The sequence below is a fragment of the Halomonas sp. Y3 genome, from assembly GCF_024137965.1.
GTDB classification, from domain to species: Bacteria; Pseudomonadota; Gammaproteobacteria; order Pseudomonadales; family Halomonadaceae; genus Halomonas; species Halomonas mongoliensis.
The window spans coordinates 1,239,912-1,260,757 of record NZ_CP099975.1 but is presented as its reverse complement, the minus strand read 5'-3'; the positions used below and the strand labels follow the sequence as shown (position 1 = coordinate 1,260,757).

At 67.6% G+C, this 20,846-nt stretch carries 19 protein-coding genes; 5 read left to right on the top strand and 14 right to left on the bottom strand.

The features are described 5' to 3' along the window. Positions 1-12 precede the first annotated feature (12 nt). Complete coding sequence (locus NHL60_RS05990) at positions 13-1,320, top strand: MFS transporter (protein ID WP_253450193.1); 1,308 nt, start codon at positions 13-15, stop codon at positions 1,318-1,320. A 108-nt stretch (positions 1,321-1,428) separates the two neighbouring features. After that, entirely contained in the window at positions 1,429-2,628 is a 1,200-nt protein-coding gene (chrA, locus tag NHL60_RS05985) for a chromate efflux transporter (RefSeq protein ID WP_253450190.1), read from the top strand. A gap of 37 nt (positions 2,629-2,665) precedes the next feature. On the opposite strand, the gene NHL60_RS05980 is transcribed toward chrA, so the two are convergent. Continuing rightward, the gene (locus NHL60_RS05980; protein WP_253450187.1) at positions 2,666-4,642 is read right to left on the bottom strand and encodes a diguanylate cyclase; all 1,977 of its coding nucleotides are present in this window, start codon (positions 4,640-4,642) and stop codon (positions 2,666-2,668) included. Positions 4,643-4,762: 120 nt separating this feature from the next. Then, entirely contained in the window at positions 4,763-5,494 is a 732-nt protein-coding gene (locus NHL60_RS05975) for a helix-turn-helix domain-containing protein (RefSeq protein ID WP_253450184.1), read from the bottom strand. A 316-nt stretch (positions 5,495-5,810) separates the two neighbouring features. On the opposite strand from NHL60_RS05975, the gene NHL60_RS05970 reads away from it, so the two are divergent. Then, positions 5,811-6,935 (top strand): DcaP family trimeric outer membrane transporter, encoded by a 1,125-nt coding sequence (locus tag NHL60_RS05970; RefSeq protein WP_253450181.1) that lies wholly within the window; start codon positions 5,811-5,813, stop codon positions 6,933-6,935. A gap of 294 nt (positions 6,936-7,229) precedes the next feature. Here NHL60_RS05970 and NHL60_RS05965 read toward each other — a convergent pair whose 3' ends face one another. The 9 genes from NHL60_RS05965 to NHL60_RS05925 form a co-directional block, all read right to left on the bottom strand. Continuing rightward, positions 7,230-8,294, bottom strand: a complete 1,065-nt coding sequence (locus tag NHL60_RS05965; RefSeq protein WP_253450178.1) for a porin — start codon at positions 8,292-8,294, stop codon at positions 7,230-7,232. 351 nt (positions 8,295-8,645) lie between these two features. Further along, positions 8,646-9,755 carry a ProQ/FINO family protein gene (locus NHL60_RS05960; RefSeq protein WP_253450175.1) on the bottom strand — a complete coding sequence of 370 codons (1,110 nt, stop codon included), beginning with the start codon at positions 9,753-9,755 and terminating at the stop codon, positions 8,646-8,648. Positions 9,756-9,837: 82 nt separating this feature from the next. Then, on the bottom strand, positions 9,838-10,368 hold the full coding sequence (locus NHL60_RS05955) for a dihydrofolate reductase (protein ID WP_253450172.1): 531 nt from the start codon (positions 10,366-10,368) through the stop codon (positions 9,838-9,840). 14 nt (positions 10,369-10,382) lie between these two features. Continuing rightward, positions 10,383-11,156, bottom strand: a complete 774-nt coding sequence (locus tag NHL60_RS05950) for a thymidylate synthase (protein ID WP_253452034.1) — start codon at positions 11,154-11,156, stop codon at positions 10,383-10,385. A gap of 339 nt (positions 11,157-11,495) precedes the next feature. After that, entirely contained in the window at positions 11,496-12,041 is a 546-nt protein-coding gene (locus tag NHL60_RS05945) for a hypothetical protein (protein WP_253450169.1), read from the bottom strand. After that, a complete protein-coding gene (locus tag NHL60_RS05940; RefSeq protein WP_253450166.1) occupies positions 12,038-12,337 on the bottom strand; it encodes a nucleotidyltransferase domain-containing protein in 300 nt (99 codons plus the stop codon). Before NHL60_RS05940 ends, NHL60_RS05945 begins: the two co-directional genes overlap by 4 nt. Before the next feature lie 69 nt (positions 12,338-12,406). Further along, the gene (gene lgt, locus NHL60_RS05935) at positions 12,407-13,201 is read right to left on the bottom strand and encodes a prolipoprotein diacylglyceryl transferase (protein ID WP_253450163.1); all 795 of its coding nucleotides are present in this window, start codon (positions 13,199-13,201) and stop codon (positions 12,407-12,409) included. A gap of 8 nt (positions 13,202-13,209) precedes the next feature. Beyond that, on the bottom strand, positions 13,210-14,004 hold the full coding sequence (locus NHL60_RS05930; protein WP_253450160.1) for a sulfite exporter TauE/SafE family protein: 795 nt from the start codon (positions 14,002-14,004) through the stop codon (positions 13,210-13,212). Then, on the bottom strand, positions 14,001-15,032 hold the full coding sequence (locus tag NHL60_RS05925; protein WP_253450156.1) for a response regulator: 1,032 nt from the start codon (positions 15,030-15,032) through the stop codon (positions 14,001-14,003). The genes NHL60_RS05930 and NHL60_RS05925 overlap by 4 nt, the downstream gene beginning before the upstream one ends. A gap of 130 nt (positions 15,033-15,162) precedes the next feature. Here NHL60_RS05925 and NHL60_RS05920 point away from each other — a divergent pair, with 130 nt between their 5' ends. Next, on the top strand, positions 15,163-15,936 hold the full coding sequence (locus tag NHL60_RS05920) for an NRDE family protein (protein WP_253450153.1): 774 nt from the start codon (positions 15,163-15,165) through the stop codon (positions 15,934-15,936). A 38-nt stretch (positions 15,937-15,974) separates the two neighbouring features. On the opposite strand, the gene ptsP is transcribed toward NHL60_RS05920, so the two are convergent. Together ptsP and NHL60_RS05910 are read right to left on the bottom strand one after the other, a co-directional pair. Then, positions 15,975-18,233: a phosphoenolpyruvate--protein phosphotransferase gene (ptsP, locus tag NHL60_RS05915; RefSeq protein WP_253450150.1), complete on the bottom strand. Its 2,259-nt coding sequence runs from the start codon at positions 18,231-18,233 to the stop codon at positions 15,975-15,977. A 95-nt stretch (positions 18,234-18,328) separates the two neighbouring features. After that, positions 18,329-18,820 carry an RNA pyrophosphohydrolase gene (locus tag NHL60_RS05910; protein ID WP_253450146.1) on the bottom strand — a complete coding sequence of 164 codons (492 nt, stop codon included), beginning with the start codon at positions 18,818-18,820 and terminating at the stop codon, positions 18,329-18,331. A gap of 177 nt (positions 18,821-18,997) precedes the next feature. Between NHL60_RS05910 and NHL60_RS05905 the strand changes: the two genes are divergently transcribed. Continuing rightward, positions 18,998-19,651: an HAD family phosphatase gene (locus NHL60_RS05905; RefSeq protein ID WP_253450144.1), complete on the top strand. Its 654-nt coding sequence runs from the start codon at positions 18,998-19,000 to the stop codon at positions 19,649-19,651. Between the two features lie 152 nt (positions 19,652-19,803). Here the strand turns inward: NHL60_RS05905 and NHL60_RS05900 are convergent, their stop codons facing one another. Beyond that, a complete protein-coding gene (locus tag NHL60_RS05900; protein ID WP_253450141.1) occupies positions 19,804-20,781 on the bottom strand; it encodes a malate dehydrogenase in 978 nt (325 codons plus the stop codon). Positions 20,782-20,846: the final 65 nt, after the last annotated feature.

Below are 20,846 nucleotides of genomic sequence, written 5' to 3'. Positions count from 1 at the left end.
TACGAGGGCCCGATGACATCCCCCGCTCCGTCCCATGAGCACTACCGCCACGGTATCCGTGAAAACCTTCACCAGTTCAGCCACCAGCTGGGCCAGGTGTTCCTGGTCGGCCTGACCATCGGCATGCTGCGCACCGTGGTGCCGGCACTGGCGGAGTCCGAGTTCGGCGTCGCCGAGGGCTCCTTCATGATGCTCACCGCCTTCGTGGTGGCTTTCGGCTTCGTCAAGGGCTCCCTGAACTTCGTAGCGGGACGGCTCTCAGAACGCATCGGGCGCAAGCAGGTACTGCTGTTAGGCTGGCTATCGGCCATCCCGATTCCGTTCATGGTGCTGTACGCCCCCTCCTGGGGCTGGATCGTCGCCGCCACCGTGCTGCTGGGCATCAACCAGGGGCTCTGCTGGTCGATGACCCAGACCGCCAAGATGGACATCACCCGGGCCGACGAGCGCGGCTTCACCATGGGCATGAACGAGTTTTCGGGATACGTGGGGGTGGCCGTGGCGGGGATCGTCACCGGCTACCTGGCCATGGGGCTCGGTCCGCGGCTGGGGCTCTTCGTCTTCGGTGCCGCAGTGATCGCACTCGCCATCGCGCTGACCCTGACGTCGATCCGCGAGACGCATGCTTGGGCCAGGGCCGAGAGCGCGCGCCACGCCAGCGGCCACCACAATGGGCCGAGGGCCAGGATCTCGCGTCTGGTCTCGGACACCCCCACCACCGGCGAGATGTTCGCGCTGATGAGCTGGAGGGATCGGCGCATGGCGGCCTTCTGCCAGGCGGGTCTGGTAGAGAAGTTCGTCGACGCCCTGGTGTGGGTCTTCTATCCGGTGTTCCTCTACCAGCAGGGGCTCGGGCTCGGTGCCATCGGCTGGATCGTGGGGATCTACGGCTTCACATGGGGCGGTTCCCAGTTCGTGACCGGGCGGCTCTCGGACCATATCGGCCGCCTCCGGCCCATCGTCTGGGGCATGTGGCTCTGCGGCGGGGGCGTGGCCCTGACGCTGCTGGGCAGCGGCGTGGTCTGGTGGTCCTTCTCGGCCGCCGTCACCGGCTTCGGCATGGCGCTGCTCTACCCCAACCTGAGCGCGGCGGTGGCGGATATCTCCCACCCCAGCTGGCGCAGCTCCGCCATCGGCATCTACCGCTTCTGGCGCGACCTGGGCTACGGCATCGGCGCCCTGGCCTTCGGCCTGGTGGCCCACCTTACCGGCGCCGTCACCGCAGGCTTCTGGTTCGTGGCCGTCGCCATGTTCCTCTCGGGCGCCCTGGTCATGGCCTGGGGCGAGGAGACCCACCCGCGGCTCAACCCCGCAGAGTGAGTGGCCCTACGGCCCGACCTCCTCTTCCGCTATGCTCCGCTGTCATGACGCTGTCATCTCTCTTGCTCAGGGTGGCAGCCCTGCACGACGGTTTCAGGAGCCCACCTCATGTCCGACACCCCCGCCACCCGAGGCCACGTCCGGGAGGTCTTTCACGCCTTCCTGCTGCTCGGCCTGACCTCCTTCGGCGGCCCCATCGCCCACCTCGGCTACTTTCGCACCGAGTTCGTGGAGCGCCGCCGCTGGCTCACCGAGAAGGCCTACGCCGACCTGGTAGCGCTCTGCCAGTTCCTCCCCGGCCCCGCCAGCAGCCAGGTGGGCTTCGCCCTGGGGCTGATGCGCGGCGGCCCCTGGGGGGCGCTGGCGGCCTGGGCGGCCTTCACCCTCCCCTCGGCCATCGTGCTGGTGCTCTTCGCCCTGGGCGCCGCCCTGCTAGAGGGCCCGGTCAGCCAGGGCATCATCCACGGGCTCAAGGTCACCGCCGTGGCCATCGTCGCCCACGCGGTGTGGGGCATGGCGAAAAGCCTCTGCCCCGACCGGCAGCGCGCCGGCATCGCCCTGGCCGCGGTCTTCACCGTGGTGCTGGTGAGCGGCCCCCTGGGCCAGGTGGCGGCCATCGTCATCGGCGCCCTGGCCGGCATGGCGCTCTGCCGCGCCCAAACCGAGACCGAGACGGCGCTGCTGACGCTACCGGTTTCCCCCCGAGCCGGGTACCTGGCAGGCGCGGCCTTCGCGGCACTGCTGATCGGCCTGCCGCTGCTGGCCTGGGCCACCCCCTCGACGACGCTGGCGGTGATGGACGCCTTCTACCGCGCCGGCGCCCTGGTGTTCGGCGGCGGCCACGTGGTGCTGCCGCTGCTGGAGGCGGAGGTGGTGCAGTCCGGCTGGGTCAGCCCCGACGACTTCCTGGCGGGCTACGGCGCCGCCCAGGCCGTACCCGGCCCACTCTTCACCTTCGCCGCTTACCTGGGTGCCGTGATGGCCCCCCTGGGCGGGGGGCTGTTCACGGCCGCTCTGGCCCTGGCGATGATCTTTCTGCCAGGCCTACTGCTGCTGGTGGCGGTACTGCCCCACTGGAACCGCTTTCGCCGCTGGGACAGCGCCCAGGCGCTGATGCGCGGCGCCAATGCGGCAGTCGTGGGCATCCTGGGCGCAGCGCTCTACCAGCCGGTCTGGACTAGCGCCATTCTCGGTCCCCGGGAGTTTGCCCTGGCGCTGACCGGTTTCCTGCTGCTCAGCGTCTGGAAGCTGCCGGCCTGGGCGGTGGTAGCGTTGCTGGCCGGCGGCGGCGTGCTGATCACCGCTTAGACGACTCCCCACGGGACGCTGAGGCTCACTCGAGGCCTCAGCTCTCGGCCAGGTCAGCCGGTGCGCCGCGGGCCATCACCACTCGATTGCGCCCGCCCTGCTTCGCCGCATAGCTGGCCTTGTCGGCCCGGGCCATCAGGGTTCTGTCGTCATCATCACTCTGGAACATCGCTACCCCGATACTGGCGCTGACCCGGAAGCGCCGGCCGTCGTGGGAGAAGTCGAGGGCGGCCAGCCGCGCCCGCACCCGCTCGGCCACCTCCAGGGCCACGGCGTCAGACGCATCGCCCAGCAGCAGCGCAAACTCGTCGCCGCCCAGGCGCGCCACGGCGTCTTCATCCCGCACCGCCTCTTCCAGCACCTCCGACACCTGCTGCAGCAGCTCATCACCCAGCGCGTGGCCGGCGCTGTCGTTGACCTCCTTGAAGTGGTCGAGGTCGAGCAATACCAGCGCCAGCGAATGGTCCGTCCGACGCCGGGAGAACTCACAGGCCGTCTCCAGCCGCCGCCCAAAGCCGCGCCGATTGAGGCAGCGCGTCAAGGCATCATGCTCGGCCTCCCAGCGCTGGCGCCGCTCGCGCTCCTGGCGCTCGGTAATGTCCTGCGTCAGGCCCACGTAGCCTAGCACCCCGCCGCCGCCGCTCACGGGGCTAGCGTGCACTTCCAGCCAGCGCCAGCCGCCCTCGGCACCGCGCAGGCGATAGCTCTCGGTAAGGCCTCCCCCCTGGCGCAGGGCCTCCCGCCAGCCGGCGAGATAGGCGCTGCGGTCCTCAGGATGCATCCGGCGCAGCCAGGTCAGCGGGCTGTACTCCACCAGGCCGATGCCGGTGAGTCGAGTGAGAACGGGGTTGATGTAGGTAACCTGCCCCTGGGGGTCGGTGAGGAACATGCCGACCGGGGAGGAGGCCAGCACCGCCTTGAGGAAGGCTTCCCGCGATTCCAGGGACTCGATCGCCTCGCGCCGGCTCGTCTCCAGTCGATTGAAGGCATCGGCAACCTGACGCAGCTCCACCATGCCGGTCCTCAGCTCCAGCCGCTGCGCCTTGCCCTGCCCTACCCGGGCGATCTGCCGCTCGAGCCGATGCAGCGGACGCAGCCCCAGCCCCAGCAGCCACCAGAGCAGCGGCAGCATCAGCGCCACGCTGCCGATGCCGACCCAGCGAAGCTCCCGGGCGTAGCGGCGGATCGGCGCCTGAACCTGCTCCATCGGCAGGAAGACGCCGACCACCCAGCTGGCCGGCCACACCTGCCGGAAAGCGGCCAGCGCCGGTCGGCCATCGAGGGTAGCCCCCTCACCGCTGCCCTCCCAGCCAAGTAGCGCCTGGTCGATCAGCAGGTGAGTATCGGCCTCTGGCAGCCTCCGCATCAGCCTGCTCTCGTCGGGGTGGCTGATGACCTGGCCTTCCGCGGTCGCCAGCAGCACATGGCCCGCTTCGCCCAGGCGCCGACCGCGCAGATTGAGGTAAGCCTGACCGTCGCGCAGACTGGTATTGGCGCCGAGGATGCCAAGAAACTCCCCCTGCTCGCCGAGCAGCGGCTGGATCACCATGACCTGATCTATCCTTGTCTCCCTGCCACGGAAAGGCTCGCTGACCCAGGGGCGGCGGAACGCCTTTACATGCTGGAAGTAGGCTCGGCTCCCGATATGGGGCCCGCCCTCGGGGAAGGGGGGCCAGTCGGCCACCGGGCGCCCCTCGGCATCAAAAACCATCAGACGGTCGAACAGCGCCAGCAGTGGCCGCTGCTCACGCAGCCGCGACTCGAGTCCGGGGTCGTCGATGGCCAGTCCCTCAGCCAGGAGGGCAAGAGTACGCTTACGCTCGACCAGCTCCCGTGAGAGCTGATCCGCCACCAGCTGCGCCTCATACTCCAGATGCACCAGATTTTCATGGCGGGCGAGTGAGCTTCCGCTCAGATGGCTGTAGCCAAGCAGCGCCACCACCAGCACCAGCCAGCCAAGGCCGATACCGATAAGCAGTCGAAGGCGAAGGGAAAGGTTCAGCCAGCCGGTCAAGAAGCCTCCCGGAGGGTGGCAGAAGTATTGGCTAAGTATGCCTCAGCGTCGTTGACTGCGCCTTAACCCTCGCATCACGCAGAGGAGCGATCATCGACAGGTCGGTGCCGGTGTGTCATGTCAGGGGGCCTCCCCCAGGTCCTCAAGCCCCTCCAGGGAGCGGATGGTCAGCTCACGCCCGGCCACCTTGATCAGCCCCTGACGCTGGAAGCGACCCATCACCCGGCTCACCGTCTCCAGGGCCAGGCCCAGATGGCTGCCGATATCGGCCCGGGACATGGCCAGCTGGAAGCGATAGCGGGAGTAGCCCCGGAGGTGGAAGCGCTGAGAGAGCCCCAGCAGGAAGCCCGCCTGGCGCTGTTCGGCGGTGCGCCCGGAGAGCAGGCAGAACTGGCGCTGATCGCCGCGAAGCTCCCGGCTCATGCTGCGCATCAGCTCGCCGCGCAGCGACTCGTGGCGCTGAGCCAGGGCCTCGAACGCCTCGAAGGGCAGCTCGCAGACGAAGGAGGTCTCGAGAGCCACCACCGAGGCGGGACAGTGCGTCTCGCCGATGGCCTCGAGCCCCACCGCCTCGCTGGGCAGGAAGAAGTGCTCCACCTGCTCGTCCTGGCGCCCGGCCTGGCGCACCACCTGCTTGAAACTGCCGGTACGCACCAGGTAGAGGCTGCGAAAGGGCTGCCCCTGCTGCACCAGCGCCTGGCCGCGCTTGAGCGGCTGCGGCTGCTGGATGATCTCATCGAAGGCCTCCAGCGCCCCCTGGGAGAGCACGCGGGTCATGCAGGACGAGTGGAGCGAGCAGCCCTCGCAGTGCAGCTCACCCGGCCGGCGCTGGGGATCTTGGGTGGTGGTCATGCGCGCATCCTTGGCAGCTTGGTATGGCTTTATTGACCTGAGTCAGCTTAGTCCATCATGCCACGGCAGGGGCAAGATCGACGCCCTGCCTCCGAGCAGGCCCGGGAAAAGTTCCTCCTGAGCTCTACTCCTTTCGTCCAATTTGGCCGTCGCGTGATTGTCATCAACGGTAGGGCTGGATAATTTCCTACGGTGCGTAAGCCATCTCCTACGCCGACCGGGTGATGACGTTTACGTAAGCGTATCTGCGAGAAAGCACCAATAACCACAATAGAGCGCCCTTGAATGGCGCCATACGCATAACAAGGAACAGCACGTGTCAATCAAAAAGAACGCATCGATCTTCACCGCCTCCGCCCTGGCCCTGGCCGTTTCCGGCGCCGCTCAGGCCTATACCATCGAGGCAGGGGACACCACCGCCAATATCTACGGCTACGCCAAGCTCGACCTGATCTATGACGTCGATGACAAGCTGGGCAATGCCATCAATCGTAACGCCATTCGCCTTGATGGTGAGCCGGGCTCCGATGGTCACACCGACCTGCATGCCTTTCAGAGCCGCCTGGGCTTTACCACCGCCACTCCGGCGGGCGGCAGCGAAATCAAGACCATGATCGAGGGCGACTTCTACGGCAGCGGTGGCGGCGAGTTTCGTCTGCGCCACGCCTACGGCGAGTGGAACGGCCTGCTGGCCGGCCAGACCTGGACCAACTTCGGTGGCTTCCTGGGCATGAATCCCACCATCGACTTCAACGGCCAGCCGGGCCAGGCCAACGTGGCACGCCAGGCCCAGCTGCGCTATACCGTTGAAGGTTTCTCCGTGGCCCTCGAGGATCCCGAAAACCTTGGCGGCTCAGTAGACTCGGCCGCTTCCAAGTCACGCCTTCCCGACCTGACCCTGCGCTTCCAGGGTGGCGCCGGCGACTTTAGCTACGCCGCCTCCGGCGTGCTGCGCTACCTGGAGTTCGACGACGTCGTCGCCTCCCAGAAGGACAGCACTACAGGCTGGGGCCTGGCGCTTGAAGCCAGCGCCAAGGTCACCCCGGATGTCACCCTGCGCGGCTCCATCGTCCATGGTGACGGCATCGGCGCCTACCAGTACCTCGCTCCGGTCGGCACCCCCGCCTACGTGGACGGCAGCGGTAACCTGGAGACCATCAAAGGCACCGGCGGCACCGCCGGCGTGAGCGTGGCAGCAGGCCCCGGCAACGTCAGCCTCGGCTACGGCATCTCCACCGTGGACCTGGACGACGCCGTCGCCGATGGCGCCATGGCCGCCACTGCCAACGAGAAGTTCGAAGGCGTCTTCCTCAACTACATCTGGTCACCGATTCGCAACGTCACCTACGGCGTGGAAGCCGGCTACCACAGCCGCAAGCAGGTCGATGGGGACAAGGGCGATGCCGTGCGCGTCCAGGGCATGGTGCAGTACAACTTCTGAGCCCGGCCCGTGGCGGCGCGGGATGCGCCGCCACCCTTTCAAGCGGTTCCAGTACAAGCAGAAATTCGATCTCTTCGCCCCGGCCATGCGCCGGGGCTTTTCATGATGAAAAGCCTGGCAGGATATCGGCCAGAGAGGAGCGCCCCGGAGAAGGGAACTCAGGAAAAAGGGGACAAGAGGGCCGCAGCCGGCAGCTGGCTTTACTGCATGCCCGCACACAAGAAAGCCGGCCCCTTGGGGCCGGCTTCTGTGTACCGCTAGATCGGTTCGCTGTTTCTAATGCCGAAGGGGCGATTAGAAGTGGTAGCGAGCGCCAACCAGCCAGTAGACGTTGTCGCGGACACGACGCAGATTGTCACCAACGTCGCCCGGGGAAGTGTCACCGCTGACGATGGTGCCTTCGTCTGCTTCATGCAGCTCGGCGAAGACGTCGAAGTTGCTGGAGACCTTGTAGTAGGCGCCGGCGGCCCAGGCGTTGCGGCTGGTGCTCTCACCGTCTGCTTCCAGATCGCGCTTGAGGTTACCCTGGGCTTCGATACGGTAGTAGTCCAGGTTGAAGGCCCACTCGTTGATGGCATAGGTCATGCCGACGCCGATCTTGTCTTCGTTGTCGGACTGGTACTCGTAGGCCAGACGACCGGAGAAGCCGGGCATGAACTCGAAGACAGCGGAGCCGCCGTAGATGTTCTCGCCGACGCCGCCGGTGCGGGCGCGATCTTCGGCGTAGCCCAGAGCCAGGCGCAGGGCGTCGACTTCATAGACGGCGCCACCGGCAGTGTTCCAGGCAGAAGAGTTGCTGCCCGGAGAGCCAGCTTCTTCACCGTTGCCGGTGTAGTGCTTACCCATCAGGTAGACCTGGAAGCCTTCCAGGTTCGGGGAGATATAGCCGATGGAGTCGCCACGGGCCTGGTGGCTACCGCCGGTCAGCTCGAGGCCACGGTCGATGTAGACATCGAAGGGCGCAGCCACGGTGTCCAGATAGAAGCTGTCGAAGTTACCGGCCTGAACGGTACCGAACTGGTTGCTGCGCAGACCCAGGAAGCTGTTGCGGACCTGCTGACCATCACGGTTGACTTCGTCAAGGCGCGGGCGCAGCTCGAAGTTACCGAAGGCGGCCAGGTCGGAGGAGAGCTGCTGGGTGCCGCGCAGGCCGAAGCGGGAGTAGACGTCGCGGAACTCGGAGCCGTTGATTTTTTCACCATCGGCGTTCACTTCGTCACCGCCACCGGAGATACCCAGCGCGATGCGGCCATAGAGGTCCAGACGGGTGCCGTCCTGGTCATAAACAGTGGCGGCCTGGGCGGCAGCGGAGACGCCCAGGGCGCCGGCGATAGCAGTCGCTAACAGAGTCTTTTTCATCATTGGTTCCTTTGACTAGCAGTCTGTTTCGATCGTTTACCTGCGGACCGCGGGGCGGTCGCTGCAGCCGGCTTGCCTGGCGTACTCTTCTCTGGCTGACCGGCTCCCCTCCCGGGAGGCGGCTGCTCGGCGGCATGCCTAGGCGAAGCCTTGTTATAGTCCAATGCTCGCAAGAAGAACTCTATACCGGGAACCGGGGGAACGCAACAAGAAAAAACACTGTTTCCCTTCAGGCTGCACCCTTCCGGCGGAACTTTCCTCTGCGTAGCGAGTCGCCCAGCTGCGCGGGGCGACGCGGTACATCATGCCGGGCAGGCGGGGCCAGGACAAGCGGGCGCGAGGCCCGAGGGCTCACTGCTGGCGGTGCTTGGCGACCAGCGCCGCCAGCTTCTCCTCCAGGGTGGCGGGGGCCGACCGGGCGGGCTGGGGGGGCTCGGCGCCAGGCGCCGCCTGGGCAGCGGGTGCCTTGCTCGCCGGCCCCTTGCCGGCGGCTCCCCGGCCCGCTGTCTTGCCACGGCCGGGCTTGCCCTTGCCAGCGGCTCGCCTTGGCTGGACCGGCGCCGCCCTCCCCTTGCCGCGCCCTTCGGCCTGGAGGCGCTCCAGCTTCTTTTTGGCGTGCTCGGCGGCCTTGGCATCCACCTGGCCGGCGGGCTTGCCATCCAGACCGATGCGCTCGGCCCCCTCGCGCACCGCTTTGAGATAGCGCGGCAGGTTCACGTAGCAGGCGAGCGCCCGGCGCACCAGCTTCTCGGGCCAGGGCTCCTGCTCGGCCAGGGCCTCGTGGATGCCCACCTTGAGCGGGCGGGTGTGACCCTTGAAGAAGGCGCCAGGGTAGCGCTGGTACCACTCGGCGAGGAGCGCATGAGGGGATGGGGCTTCTGCACGATCCGGGGCTTTCTCATGATCGCCGATAAATCGGGCTCCTACATCGGTGGCGGTGGTGGCAGCAGCGGAGGTGGCGGCCGCGGTGTTGGTGGCCTCGGCGGCGTTGTAGGAGCCGGATTTATCCGTGGTCCGACACATCGGCGATTGGGTATTGCCGTCGGCATTAGTACCGGCGTCGGTGCCCTCCGCTGATCGCTCGACAAGTCGAGCTCCTGCATCGTTGCTGGTAGCTGGTCGGCCGATCAGCGCGGAGAGGCCCTGGGAGCGGCGGGCGGGACGCGGGAAGCCTGCGCCCTGCCCTTCTGCCTGATGGTTCAGGCGTTCGTGAAGGCGGCGATTGTGCTCTTCCAGCTCACGATTCTGCGCGTCGAGTTCGCGGTTTTCTTCTACAAGCTCGCGGCTCTCCTCAACCAGCTCGAGATGCTTCTCGCCGAGCTCGCGGTGGGCGGCCTCCAGCTCGGCCAGGCGCTGCTCCAGACTCAGGCGCGCGTCGCGCTCCCGCTGCAGCAGGCCGAGCAGGGTATCGGTGCGCCCCTCCAGGGCATCCAGCAGGCGAATTGAGCGTTCCTCGATCAAACCGTTCTCCTCCACGCATGAGCCAGACAGCGAGGCCGTGCCGGCCAGTCTGTGCCAGATGCTGCCCCATGACAAATGTCGTCTAGCGGCGACGATACTCCACGAAGTCGTAGGCGGGCTGGCCTTCGCTCGGGGTTCCCGGCACGCGCTGCGCCTCTTCCCACTCGTCCATGTCGAGTTCGGGGAAGCGGGCGTCACCCTCCACCTCGATATCCACCTCGGTGAGGTAGAGACGGCTGGCGTGCTCCAGGGCCTGAGCATAGATCTCGGCGCCACCCATCACCATGATCTCCTCGACGCCATCGATGGTGGCCTGCTGGTCGGCCAGGGCCAGGGCAGAAGCCAGGTCGTGGCAGACGCGAATGCCGCCGTGGTGAAAGTCCCCACGGTTAAAATTAGAGTCGCGGGTCACCACGATATTGAGCCGCCCGGGCAGCGGGCGACCGATGGACTGGAAGGTCTTGCGCCCCATCACCAGGGGCTTGGCCTGGGTCATGCGCTTGAAGAACTTGAGGTCCTCGGGCAGGTACCAGGGCAGCTGGTTATCCACGCCGATCACCCGGTTGCGGTCCATGGCGGCGATCATCGCCACGGGGATCAGAGTCTCGTTCATTGGCCTCTCTCTGCTTACACCGCCACGGCGGCCTTGATATGGGGGTGGGGGTCGTAGCCCTCGATGGCGATATGCTCGAAGCGGAAGTCGAAGAGGTCCTTTACCTCGGGGTCGAGCACCAGGCGCGGCGCCGGGCGCGGGGTGCGTGAGAGCTGCAGCTCGGCCTGCTCCAGGTGGTTCAGGTAGAGGTGAGCATCCCCCAGGGTGTGGATGAACTCCCCCGGCTCGAGGCCCGCCACCTGGGCGATCATCCGGGTCAGCAGGGCGTAGCTGGCGATATTGAAGGGCACGCCCAGGAAGATGTCGGCGCTGCGCTGATAGAGCTGGCAGGAGAGTCGCCCCTCGGCCACGTAGAACTGGAACAGGCAGTGGCAGGGCGGCAGGGCCATCTCATCCACCAGCGCCGGGTTCCAGGCGGAAACGATCAGCCGCCGGGACTGGGGGTTCTCGCGGATCTGCTCCATCAGCCCGGCGATCTGGTCGACGTGGCCGCCGCGGGGGTCGGGCCAGCTGCGCCACTGGTAGCCGTAGACGGGGCCGAGATCGCCCTTCTCGTCGGCCCACTCGTCCCAGATGCTGACGCCGTTCTCCTTGAGGTAGGCGATGTTGGTATCGCCGGCCAGGAACCACAGCAGTTCATGGAAGATCGAGCGGGTGTGCAGCTTCTTGGTGGTCACGAGCGGAAAGCCGCGGGCCAGGTCGAAACGCATCTGGTGGCCGAAGATCGAGCGGGTGCCCACCCCGGTGCGGTCGGAGCGCTCCACGCCGTGGTCGAGCACCTGGCGCATCAGGTCGAGATAGGGCTGTTCGAGGGCGGGAAGGGTCGGGTCGGTCACGGCGTTCTCTGGCAAGTGTGTGCAGGGGCAGGATTCTACCGGATCGCCGCCAGGCCAGCGATGGGCGGATCGCCGACGTGTCGGACCACCGATAAATCGGGCTCCTACAATGAGGGTAACGCCTAACCCAGCCGTAGGAGCCAAATTTATTCAGGATGGAGGAGACCACCGCCCCCGCCATCGCTGCGCGATGGAATCGCCCGATAAATCGGGCTCTTACGGGGATGGGCTAATGCAACCGCCCTGTAGGAGCCGAATTTATTCGGCGATGACTTTCGGGGTCTGGCCCACTTACCGTTGGGGATGCTGGTTGGGCAGTACCAGAGACTCGGGCAGCTCCGCTTCAAGAGCCATGCGCCGTTCGGCATAGCCACGTATACGATTGTAGGTCGCCATCAACATCAGGGAGTACTCCCTAGCCGCGGCCAGCGCGGCGGCAAAGGCATTAGGGTCCTGCATATACTCGTGAACCAGCTGGTTACGAAGCTTGCGGGCAGCCAGCCACTGCTCCGTGCTTTCCAATACGCCCAGCCGCTCAGCACGATTCAGGTTCTCGATCTGGCTGCCGGTGCGCTCGGCAAGGCTCTGCAGCCAGCGCGGAATCAGCTTATCGGCAATGGTGTCCTGCATTCGACTGAAGCGCGATACAAAGGCCTCGAGCCTTATCGCCTCCTCTGGGTGCTGCTCGAGAGAAGCGACCCAGTCGGCCCCGAGATTACTCCCGCTGGCGAACAGGCTTTTCCAGCTATAGCGAAGGTGCCTCCCCTCACGCTCAACGATATCGAGGGTCCAGAGAAAACGATCAATGGGAAGCAGCGGCTGCGAGTCATCAGTCATAGCGCTTGACCTGTCTGAATGGCATGGCGATGCACGGGGTTCAAGGGCGTGGATGGATCGACCACAAGGATATCAATCGGTTGATCACCGAGGCGAAGCTGCAGACGCGCCGTCAAGGTCAGCATCTTGTCCATCCTGTTCTCGATGAGGTCCGAGCTCTCCACCAGCAGGTCAATGTCTCCGCCCCGCACGGCGTCATCCAGGCGTGATCCGAAGAGCTTCACGATGACCTCGTCACCGAAGACCTCAACGGCGGCTTGTTTGATGATGGCAACCTGCTCTGGCGTTAGTCGCATATCTCCTGCCTCTCTCATCGTTAGTGGGCACCAATCGCCGACGTGTCGGACCACCGATAAATCGGGCTCCTACGGGGCGGAGCGAGCATCCACCGGCTGGCTGCGCGACCAGGCGATAAGCGCCAGGCCGGCGATGATCATCGGCAGGGTCAGGAGCATGCCCATGGTCACCCAGCCGAAGGCGATGAAGCCGATATGGGCGTCGGGCAGGCGTACGAACTCCACCGCGAAGCGGAAGACTCCATAGAGGGTGAGGAAGAGCCCTGAGACCAGGCCGCGGGCGCGGGGTTTCGCGGAGACGAACCAGAGCACCACGAAGAGCACCGCCCCTTCCAGCACCGCCTCATAGAGCGCCGAGGGGTGGCGCGGCTCGGGCCCGAGGCCCGGGAACGGCATGCCCCAGGGCAGCTCGGTGACGCGGCCCGGCAGCTCGCGGTTGATGAAGTTACCGATGCGCCCAGCGCCGAGGCCGATGGGCACCAGGGGGGCCACGAAGTCGGTCAGGGTAAAGTAGGCCAGCCTCTTCTTGCGGGCGAACCACCAGGAGGCGAGCAGCACGCCGGCGAGGCCGCCGTGGAAGCTCATGCCGCCGTCCCAGACCCGCAGGATCCACAGCGGATCGCCGGCCCACTGGCCCAGGCCGTAGAAGAGCGCATAGCCGAGCCGGCCGCCCACCACCACGCCGATGGCGCAGTAGAAGAGCAGGTCGCCGATGTCGTCGTGGGTGAGGCCGATGCGCGCGGCGCGGCGGCGCCCCAGGAACCAGGCGGCCACGAAGCCGATCACGTACATCAGGCCATACCAGTGGACCTGGAAGGGACCCAGGGAAATGGCAACCGGGTCGATGTCGGGGTAGTTCAGCATGGGGGCTCCTACAGAAGAAAACGCAGGCCGACCAGGGTCAGCAGCGCGGCGAAGGCGAGCTTGAGCACCCGGGCAGGCAGACGGTGGGCCAGGCGCGCGCCCAGGCGGGCAAAGGGCACGCTGGCCAGCACGATGCCGAGGAAGGCGGGCCACATCACGAAGCCGGTGGCGCCGGCGGGCAGCTGGGCATTGCCCCAGCCGACCACGGCGAAGGTGGCGGCGCCGAACAGGGCGATGGGAATGCCGCAGGCGGCAGAGGTGCCCACGGCCCGGGTCATCTCGGCGCCGCAGCGGGTCAGCCAGGGCACGCAGAGGGTGCCGCCGCCGATGCCGAACAGCGCTGAGACGCCGCCGATCACGCCGCCGGCAACCGCCATGCCGCCGCGGCCAGGCGCCACGCTGCCGGGCACCGGGCCGCGGTCGAGCACCATGCGCACGGCCACCGCCAGCACGAAGAGGCCGAACAGGGTGCCCAGCACGCCGCCGGAGAGCGCTCCCGCCACGAAGACACCGCCGATGGCGCCCAGCAGCAGCCCGGGCAGCAGGGCCAGGAACCACTCGCGATGGATGCTGCCCTTCTGGTAGTGCGCCCAGGCGGAGGAGGCACCGGTCACCACGATGGTGGCAAGGGACGTGCCCACCGCCAGGTGCATGGTGACCTCCGGGGCCACGCCCTGCAGGCCGAAGGCAAACACCAGGGCGGGGACGATGATCAGGCCACCGCCGACGCCGAACAGGCCGGCCATGGTGCCGGCGGCGGCGCCCAGCGCCAGGTAGCCAAGAAGGATGGGCAGCATGCTCATGGGTGGGGGACTTCCTCACGGGACGGGGGCAGCCAGCGGTTGACCAGGTCGATCAGCTGCTGGGGGCGGTAGGGCTTGGCCAGGTAGTCGTCAAGGCCCGCGGCGACGAAGCGCTTGCGGTCCTCGGCGCTGGCGTTGGCGGTCAGGGCCACTAGGACGCTGCGCTTGCCGGGGTAGCGCTCGATCTCCACGTCGCGCCAGCGGCGGCTGGTCTCCACGCCATCCATGCCGGGCATGAAGATATCCATCAGCACCAGGTCGAAGGGCACCTGCTCCAGGCAGGCCAGCGCCTCGGCGCCGGAAGTGGCGGTTCGCACCTCGTAACCCTCGCGTTCCAGCACCTGCCGGGCCAGCATCAGGTTGACGGGGCCGTCGTCGACGATCAGCAGGCGCCTGCCCCGCCGCACGGACGGCGCCGGAGCAGCCGCGGGGGCAGCAGCGGCAGTGACAGCGGCTGCGGGGGGCGGCTCCGAACCGGCGATCCCCTCGAGCAGCACCTCGAGATCCCCCAGGCGGTCGCGCAGCTCCTCGAGAGTGGCGCGCCGGCTGCGGGGCGCGGCATCGGCGGGCTCCTGCAGCAGCGCCTCCACCTGCTCCCGCAGGGGGCTCAGCTCCCGGCCCAGCAGGGTCAGGTAGTCGGACTTGAGCCGCGACTCCTCACGGGCGCGGGCCCGCCCGGCGGCCAGGCGGCCGACGCGCTGGTCGCAGCGGACCAGATCCTCCTCCAGGCTCTGCAGGCGGCGGCGCAGCTGCTCATCGCCGCTTCCGGTAGGCGCGGGCGGCGCCGCGGCCGGCGTCGGCAGCCGCGGGCCGATGGCGGGCGTCAGGGGCACCGGAGGCTCGGCCGGGAGAACCCAGGCCGCCACGGCGACACTGCCAAGCGACAGCGCCAGCAGCAGCAACAGCCAGCCGGGGCCGGCACCCAGCGCCAGCAGGGCGAGGCCGGCCAGCAGCAAGGCTAGCTGGATCAGCAGCGCCCAGCGCAGTGGAACGGGAAGCCGCCGCTGGCGGCCATTATCGACTCGCATTGTCATCCCTGGCCAAGTCACGAGATTGACGCACGAGTGTACGCCGGGCGCGCGCGCCTGTCATGGCGCAGCGCGGCGTCCCGGCCCCCGGACGCTTCCCCGGCTTCGGGGAAGCCGCTAAGCTGCCGCCATGTGCCTGATCACCTTTGACCATCGCCCCGGCAGCGAATGGCCGCTGCGACTGGTCGCCAACCGCGACGAGTTCCACGCCCGCCCTGCTGCCCCCCTGGCTCCCTGGGACGCCTCCCCCGATATCCTGGGCGGCCGCGACCTGGAGGCCGGCGGCAGCTGGCTGGCCGTGCATCGCCGGGGCCGCCTCGCCGCGGTGACCAACGTCCGCGAGCCGCGCCTCCGGGTGCCCGACGGCGCCCCCAGCCGCGGGGAGCTGGTCCACCACGCCCTCACCTGCCCCGACCTGCCCGCCTGGCTCGACCGCCTGGCCATGGGCGAGGCCGAGCGCTACGCCGGCTTCAACCTGCTGGCCGGCGACGGCGAACGGCTCTGGCATCTGCACCGTGGGCTCGACGGCGTCACCCTGCGGGAGGTCTCGCCGGGCCTACACGGCCTCTCCAATGCCAGCCTCAATACCCCCTGGCCGAAGCTGATCGAGGTGCGCCAGGGGCTCGCCGCCAGCCTGCGCCACGGCCGCTGGCCCGAGGATGCCCTGGCGGCCATGGCCGACCCGCGCCGGGCCGATGACGAACAGCTGCCACAGACCGGCGTGGGAGTGGAGATGGAGCGCATGCTCTCCTCCGCCTTTATCCTGGGAGAGCACTACGGCACCCGGGCCATGACCTGGGTGAGCTGGCATGCCAGCGGGCATATCGAGATCGGCGAGCGACGCTTCGGGCCGCGTGGAGTGGCGCTGGGGGAGAGCAGCCATCGGGTCAGGATCGCCCGATAGGCCAATCGCCGATAAATCGGGCTCCTACACTGTCGCCGTCAATCCCGCGGCGGCAGCAGGTGGGCCAGGTCCCAGCCGTCCAGGCGGTTGCCCAGATGACGGCGAACCTCGCCGGGGGTGTCGAGACGCAGGGTCTCCTCCACCAGCTCCCGGGCGCTCTGCAGCGGCACGCGGCGAATGGCGGCGCGCACCTTGGGCAGGCTGGGGGCGTTCATGGAGAGGGCGTCGAAGCCCATGCCCATCAGCAGCAGGGCACCGGCCGGGTCGCCTGCCAGCTCGCCACACACCGAGATCGGCATCTTGAGCCGTCGCGACTCTCGCGCCAGGGTCGCCATGGCGGAGAGCACCGCCGGGTGGCAGGCGTCGTAGAGGTCGGCGACCCGGGGGTTGTTGCGATCCACCGCCAGCAGGTACTGGGTCAGGTCGTTGCTGCCCACCGAGAAGAAGTCGGCGCGCCGGGCCAGGGCATCCAGCTGGTAGAGGGTCGCCGGCACCTCGATCATCACCCCGACCCGCGGACGCGAGACCTTCACCCCCTCCTCGTCGAGCTCGACGATGGCGCGATCGAGCAGCTTGAGGGCGTCGTCGACCTCGTCGACGTTGGTGATCATGGGCAGCAGCACCTGGAGATTGCCCATGCCCTGGGAGGCGCGCAGCATGGCGCGCAGCTGCACCATCAGCACCTCGGGGTGGTCGAGGGTCACGCGGATACCCCGCCAGCCGAGGAAGGGGTTGGCCTCCTCGATGGGGAAGTAGGGCAGGTCCTTGTCGCCGCCGATATCCAGGGTGCGCATCACCACCGGCAGCGGCGCGAAGCTCTCGAGCTGATCGCGATAGAGACGGGTCTGCTCCTGCTCCCCGGGGAAGCGCTCGGTGACCATGAAGGGCACCTCGGTGCGGTAGAGCCCCACCCCGCTGACACGATTCTTGAGGGAAGCCACGGCATCCACGGCAAGGCCGGTGTTGACCATCAGCGGCATGTCGTGGCCGTCCGGGGTGCGGCTGGGCAGGTCCTGCTCGTGCTCGAGCACCTCGGCCAGGGCCCGCTCCTCGTCGATCATGGCCTGGTAGTGGGTAATCCGCTCCTCGCCGGGGCGCACGAAGAGCCGCCCGCGGTGGCCATCCAGGATCACCCGGGCGCCGGAGAGCCTCGGCAGCGGCAGGTCGACCATGCCGAGCACCGTGGGAATGCCCATGGCCCGGGCGAGAATCGCCACGTGGGAGGTGCTGGAGCCGCGCACCGAGACCAGGCCGGCCAGCTTCTCCCGGGGCACCTCGCCGAGCAGCGCCACGCTGATCTCGTCGCCGACCAGGATGGTGCTCTCGGGGAAGACCTCCGGGGTCTGGGGGGTCTCCTCCTGCAGGTGCGCCAGCACGCGGCGCCCCAGGTCACGCACGTCGGCGGAGCGCTCGCGCAGGTAGTCGTCGTCGACCCGCTCCAGGTACTGGACGTGGCGCTTGACCACGTCGGCCAGGGCGCCGGGCGCCCACTGCCCCTCGCGGATGCGCTTCTCCACCTCCTGGGAGAGCGCCGCCTCGCTGAGCATCTGCTGGTAGACCTCGAAGAGCGCCAGCTCCTGGGCCGAGACCCGGTTGGCCAGGCGCTCGGCGGCGGCACGCAGCTCCTCGCGCACGCGGCCGATCGCCTCCTTGAGGCGGGTGATCTCGTAGTCGACGTCGGTGGGAATCAGGTCGGGGACGCTATCCAGGTCGGCGGGCGGGGCGATCACCACCGCCTCGCCGATGGCCATGCCCGGGGAGGCGGCCACCCCCTTGAACTGCACCTGCCCCTGCAGGCTCGGGCGGGTCAGGTTGCCGGTGGCCAGCGCATGGGCCAGCACGCCGGCAAGCTGAGCCGCCATGGTCACCAGGAAGGCCTCGTCCTCCTCGCCGTAGCGGCGCTTCTCGGCCTGCTGCACCACCAGCACGCCGAGCATGCGGCGCTGATGGATGATGGGCACGCCAAGGAAACTGGAGTAGCGCTCCTCGCCGGTCGCTTCGAAGTAGCGGAACTGCGGATGCGCCTGGGCATCCTCGAGGTTGAGGGGCTCCTCACGGCTGGCCACCAGGCCCACCAGCCCCTCGCCCACCGGCAGCGCCACGCGGCCCACCGCCTGGGTGCGCAGGCCGATGGTCTCCATCAGCACCAGCCGCTCGATCTCCTCGTCGTAGAGGTAGAAGGAGCAGACGTCGGTTTCCATGGCCTTGCGGATGCGCCGCACCATGGTGGCAAGCGCCGCGTCCAGGCTGCGGGCCCCGGTAACTTCCTGTGTGATGCGGCGCAGGACCTCGAGCATGGGCGTGCCGTCTTCCATTCTGATGAATTATTATCGTGACTGCCTGGCCGGCGCGAGGTTCCTCGCCGCCGGCCCTGGTGCTCGGCCCCGGTCGTTCAGCCGTGCCCCAGGGCCAGCCGCTGGGCCCGGGGCGAGAGCTCCCTGAGCGCACGCCGGTAGACCTCACGCTTGAAGGGTACCACCTGACCCAGGGGGTACCAGTAGCTGACCCAGCGCCAGCCGTCGAACTCCGGCTTGGGGGTGCCATCCATGCAGATCTGGCTCTCCTGGCAGCGTATGCGCAGCAGGAACCACTTCTGCTTCTGGCCGATACAGACCGGCCTCGAGTTGGTACGAATCATGCGTCGCGGCAGGCGGTAGCGTAGCCAACCCCGGGTGCAGGCAAGAATCTCGACGTCGTCGGCGGTCAGGCCGATCTCCTCGAACAGTTCGCGAAAAAGTGCCTGTTTCGGTGTCTCGTTCGCCTTGATGCCTCCCTGGGGAAACTGCCACGCATTCTGCCCTACACGACGCGCCCAGAGCAGCTGCCCCTGCTCGTTGGCGATGATGATGCCAACGTTGGGGCGAAAGCCGTCAGCGTCGATCACGGACTTCACCTTGTAGAAACCAGTATTGACGACATTCTTCCACAAGCCGATGAAGCGCATCAATACGCCTTGCGGCCAAGCCGCCGGCCCGGGTCGCAGCCAGCGTCGGCTTCTGCGATAATCGCCGGCTTTCGACCCGACGTGCACATCTCATTTTTCTAACTCATGGGAGTCATCGTGAGCCTGGCCATCTTCGACCTGGACAACACGCTGCTGTCGACCGACAGCGATCACGCCTGGGGGGAGTTCCTGCTCGAGCAGGGCGCCGTGGACCCGGTGGCCTACCGCGAGGCCAATGACCAGCATATGGCCGCCTACGAGGCCGGCACCCTGGATATCCTCGCCTACCTCGCCATCGCCCTGAAGCCGCTGGCCGAGAACAGCCCCGAGCAGCTGGCCGCCTGGCACCAGCAGTTCATGGCCAGCAAGATCGAGCCGCACATCCTGCCCAGGGGCGAGGAGCTGGTGGCCCGCCACCGCAGCCGCGGCGATACCCTGCTGATCATCACCGCCACCAACCGCTTCATCACCGGCCCCATCGCCGAGCGGCTGGGCATCGACGACCTAATCGCCGTGGAGCCCGAGGTGGTGGACGGCCGCTACACCGGCCGGGTGAAGGGCATCCCGAGCTTCCAGGAGGGCAAGGTCCAGCGCCTGGAGGAGTGGCTGGCCGACAAGGAGCTGACCCTGGACGACGCCTGGTTCTACAGCGACTCCCACAACGACCTGCCGCTGCTGGAGAAGGTCGACCACCCGGTGGCGGTGGACCCCGACCCTACCCTGCGCGAGGTGGCCGAGGCCCGCGGCTGGCGGATCATCAGCCTGCGCTAAGCTGGAAGCCGTAAGCCGTAAGCCGTAAGCCGTAAGCCGTTAAAGCGTCGCTGCGAGCCTTGAACCGCAAAACTGAAAACCCCGCTCAGGCATGGCCTGGCGGGGTTTTTCTTACGGCTTAAAGCTTACAGCTTAAAGCTCATGGCCGGGGTTCAGCCCAGCAGATGCTCGACGGCGGCGCGCTCTTCGCGCAGCTCGTCTTCGGTGGCCTTCATCTTGCCACGGCTGAACTCGTCGACTTCCAGACCCTGCACGATCTCGTACTTGCCGCCTTCGCAGGTGACCGGGTAGGAGTAGATGATACCCGGCTCGACGCCGTAGCTGCCGTCGGAGGGGATCGCCATGCTGACGATCTGGCCGTTGGTGCCCAGCGCCCAGTCGCGCATGTGATCGATGGCGGAAGAGGCCGCGGAGGCCGCGGAGGAGGCGCCGCGGGCCTTGATGATGGCGGCACCGCGCTGCTGCACGTCCGGAATGAAGGTGTTCTCGTACCAGTCACGCTCGACCAGCTCGGCGGCGGGCTTGCCGTCGACCTTGCAGTGGGCGATGTCGGGGTACTGGGTGGCGCTGTGGTTGCCCCAGATGATCATGCTCTCGACGTCGGTGACGTGCTTGCCGGTCTTCTGGGCCAGCTGGGTCAGGGCGCGGTTGTGGTCCAGGCGAGTCATGGCGGTGAACTGCTTGGGATCCAGGTCCGGCGCGTTGCAGGAGGCGATCAGGGCGTTGGTGTTGGCCGGGTTGCCCACCACCAGCACCTTGACGTCGCGGCTGGCGTTGTCGTTCAGGGCCTTGCCCTGCACGGAGAAGATGGCCGCGTTGGCTTCCAGCAGGTCCTTGCGCTCCATGCCCGGGCCGCGAGGACGCGCGCCGACCAGCAGGGCGAAGTCGGCGTCCTTGAAGGCGACGTTGGCATCGTCGGTGGCGACGATGTCCTGCACCAGCGGGAAGGCACAGTCGTTCAGCTCCATCACCACACCCTTGAGGGCTTCCATGGCCGGGGTGATCTCGAGCAGCTGCAGGATGACCGGCTGGTCCTTGCCCAGCATGTCGCCGGAGGCGATGCGGAAGGCGAGGGAGTAGCTGATCTGGCCGGCAGCGCCGGTGATGGCAATACGGACGGGCTGTTTCATGGATGCTCCTTGGTTGTCAACGCACGGGGTGTCGCCGTGAGGACGGACCCGCCGGGCGAACCGCC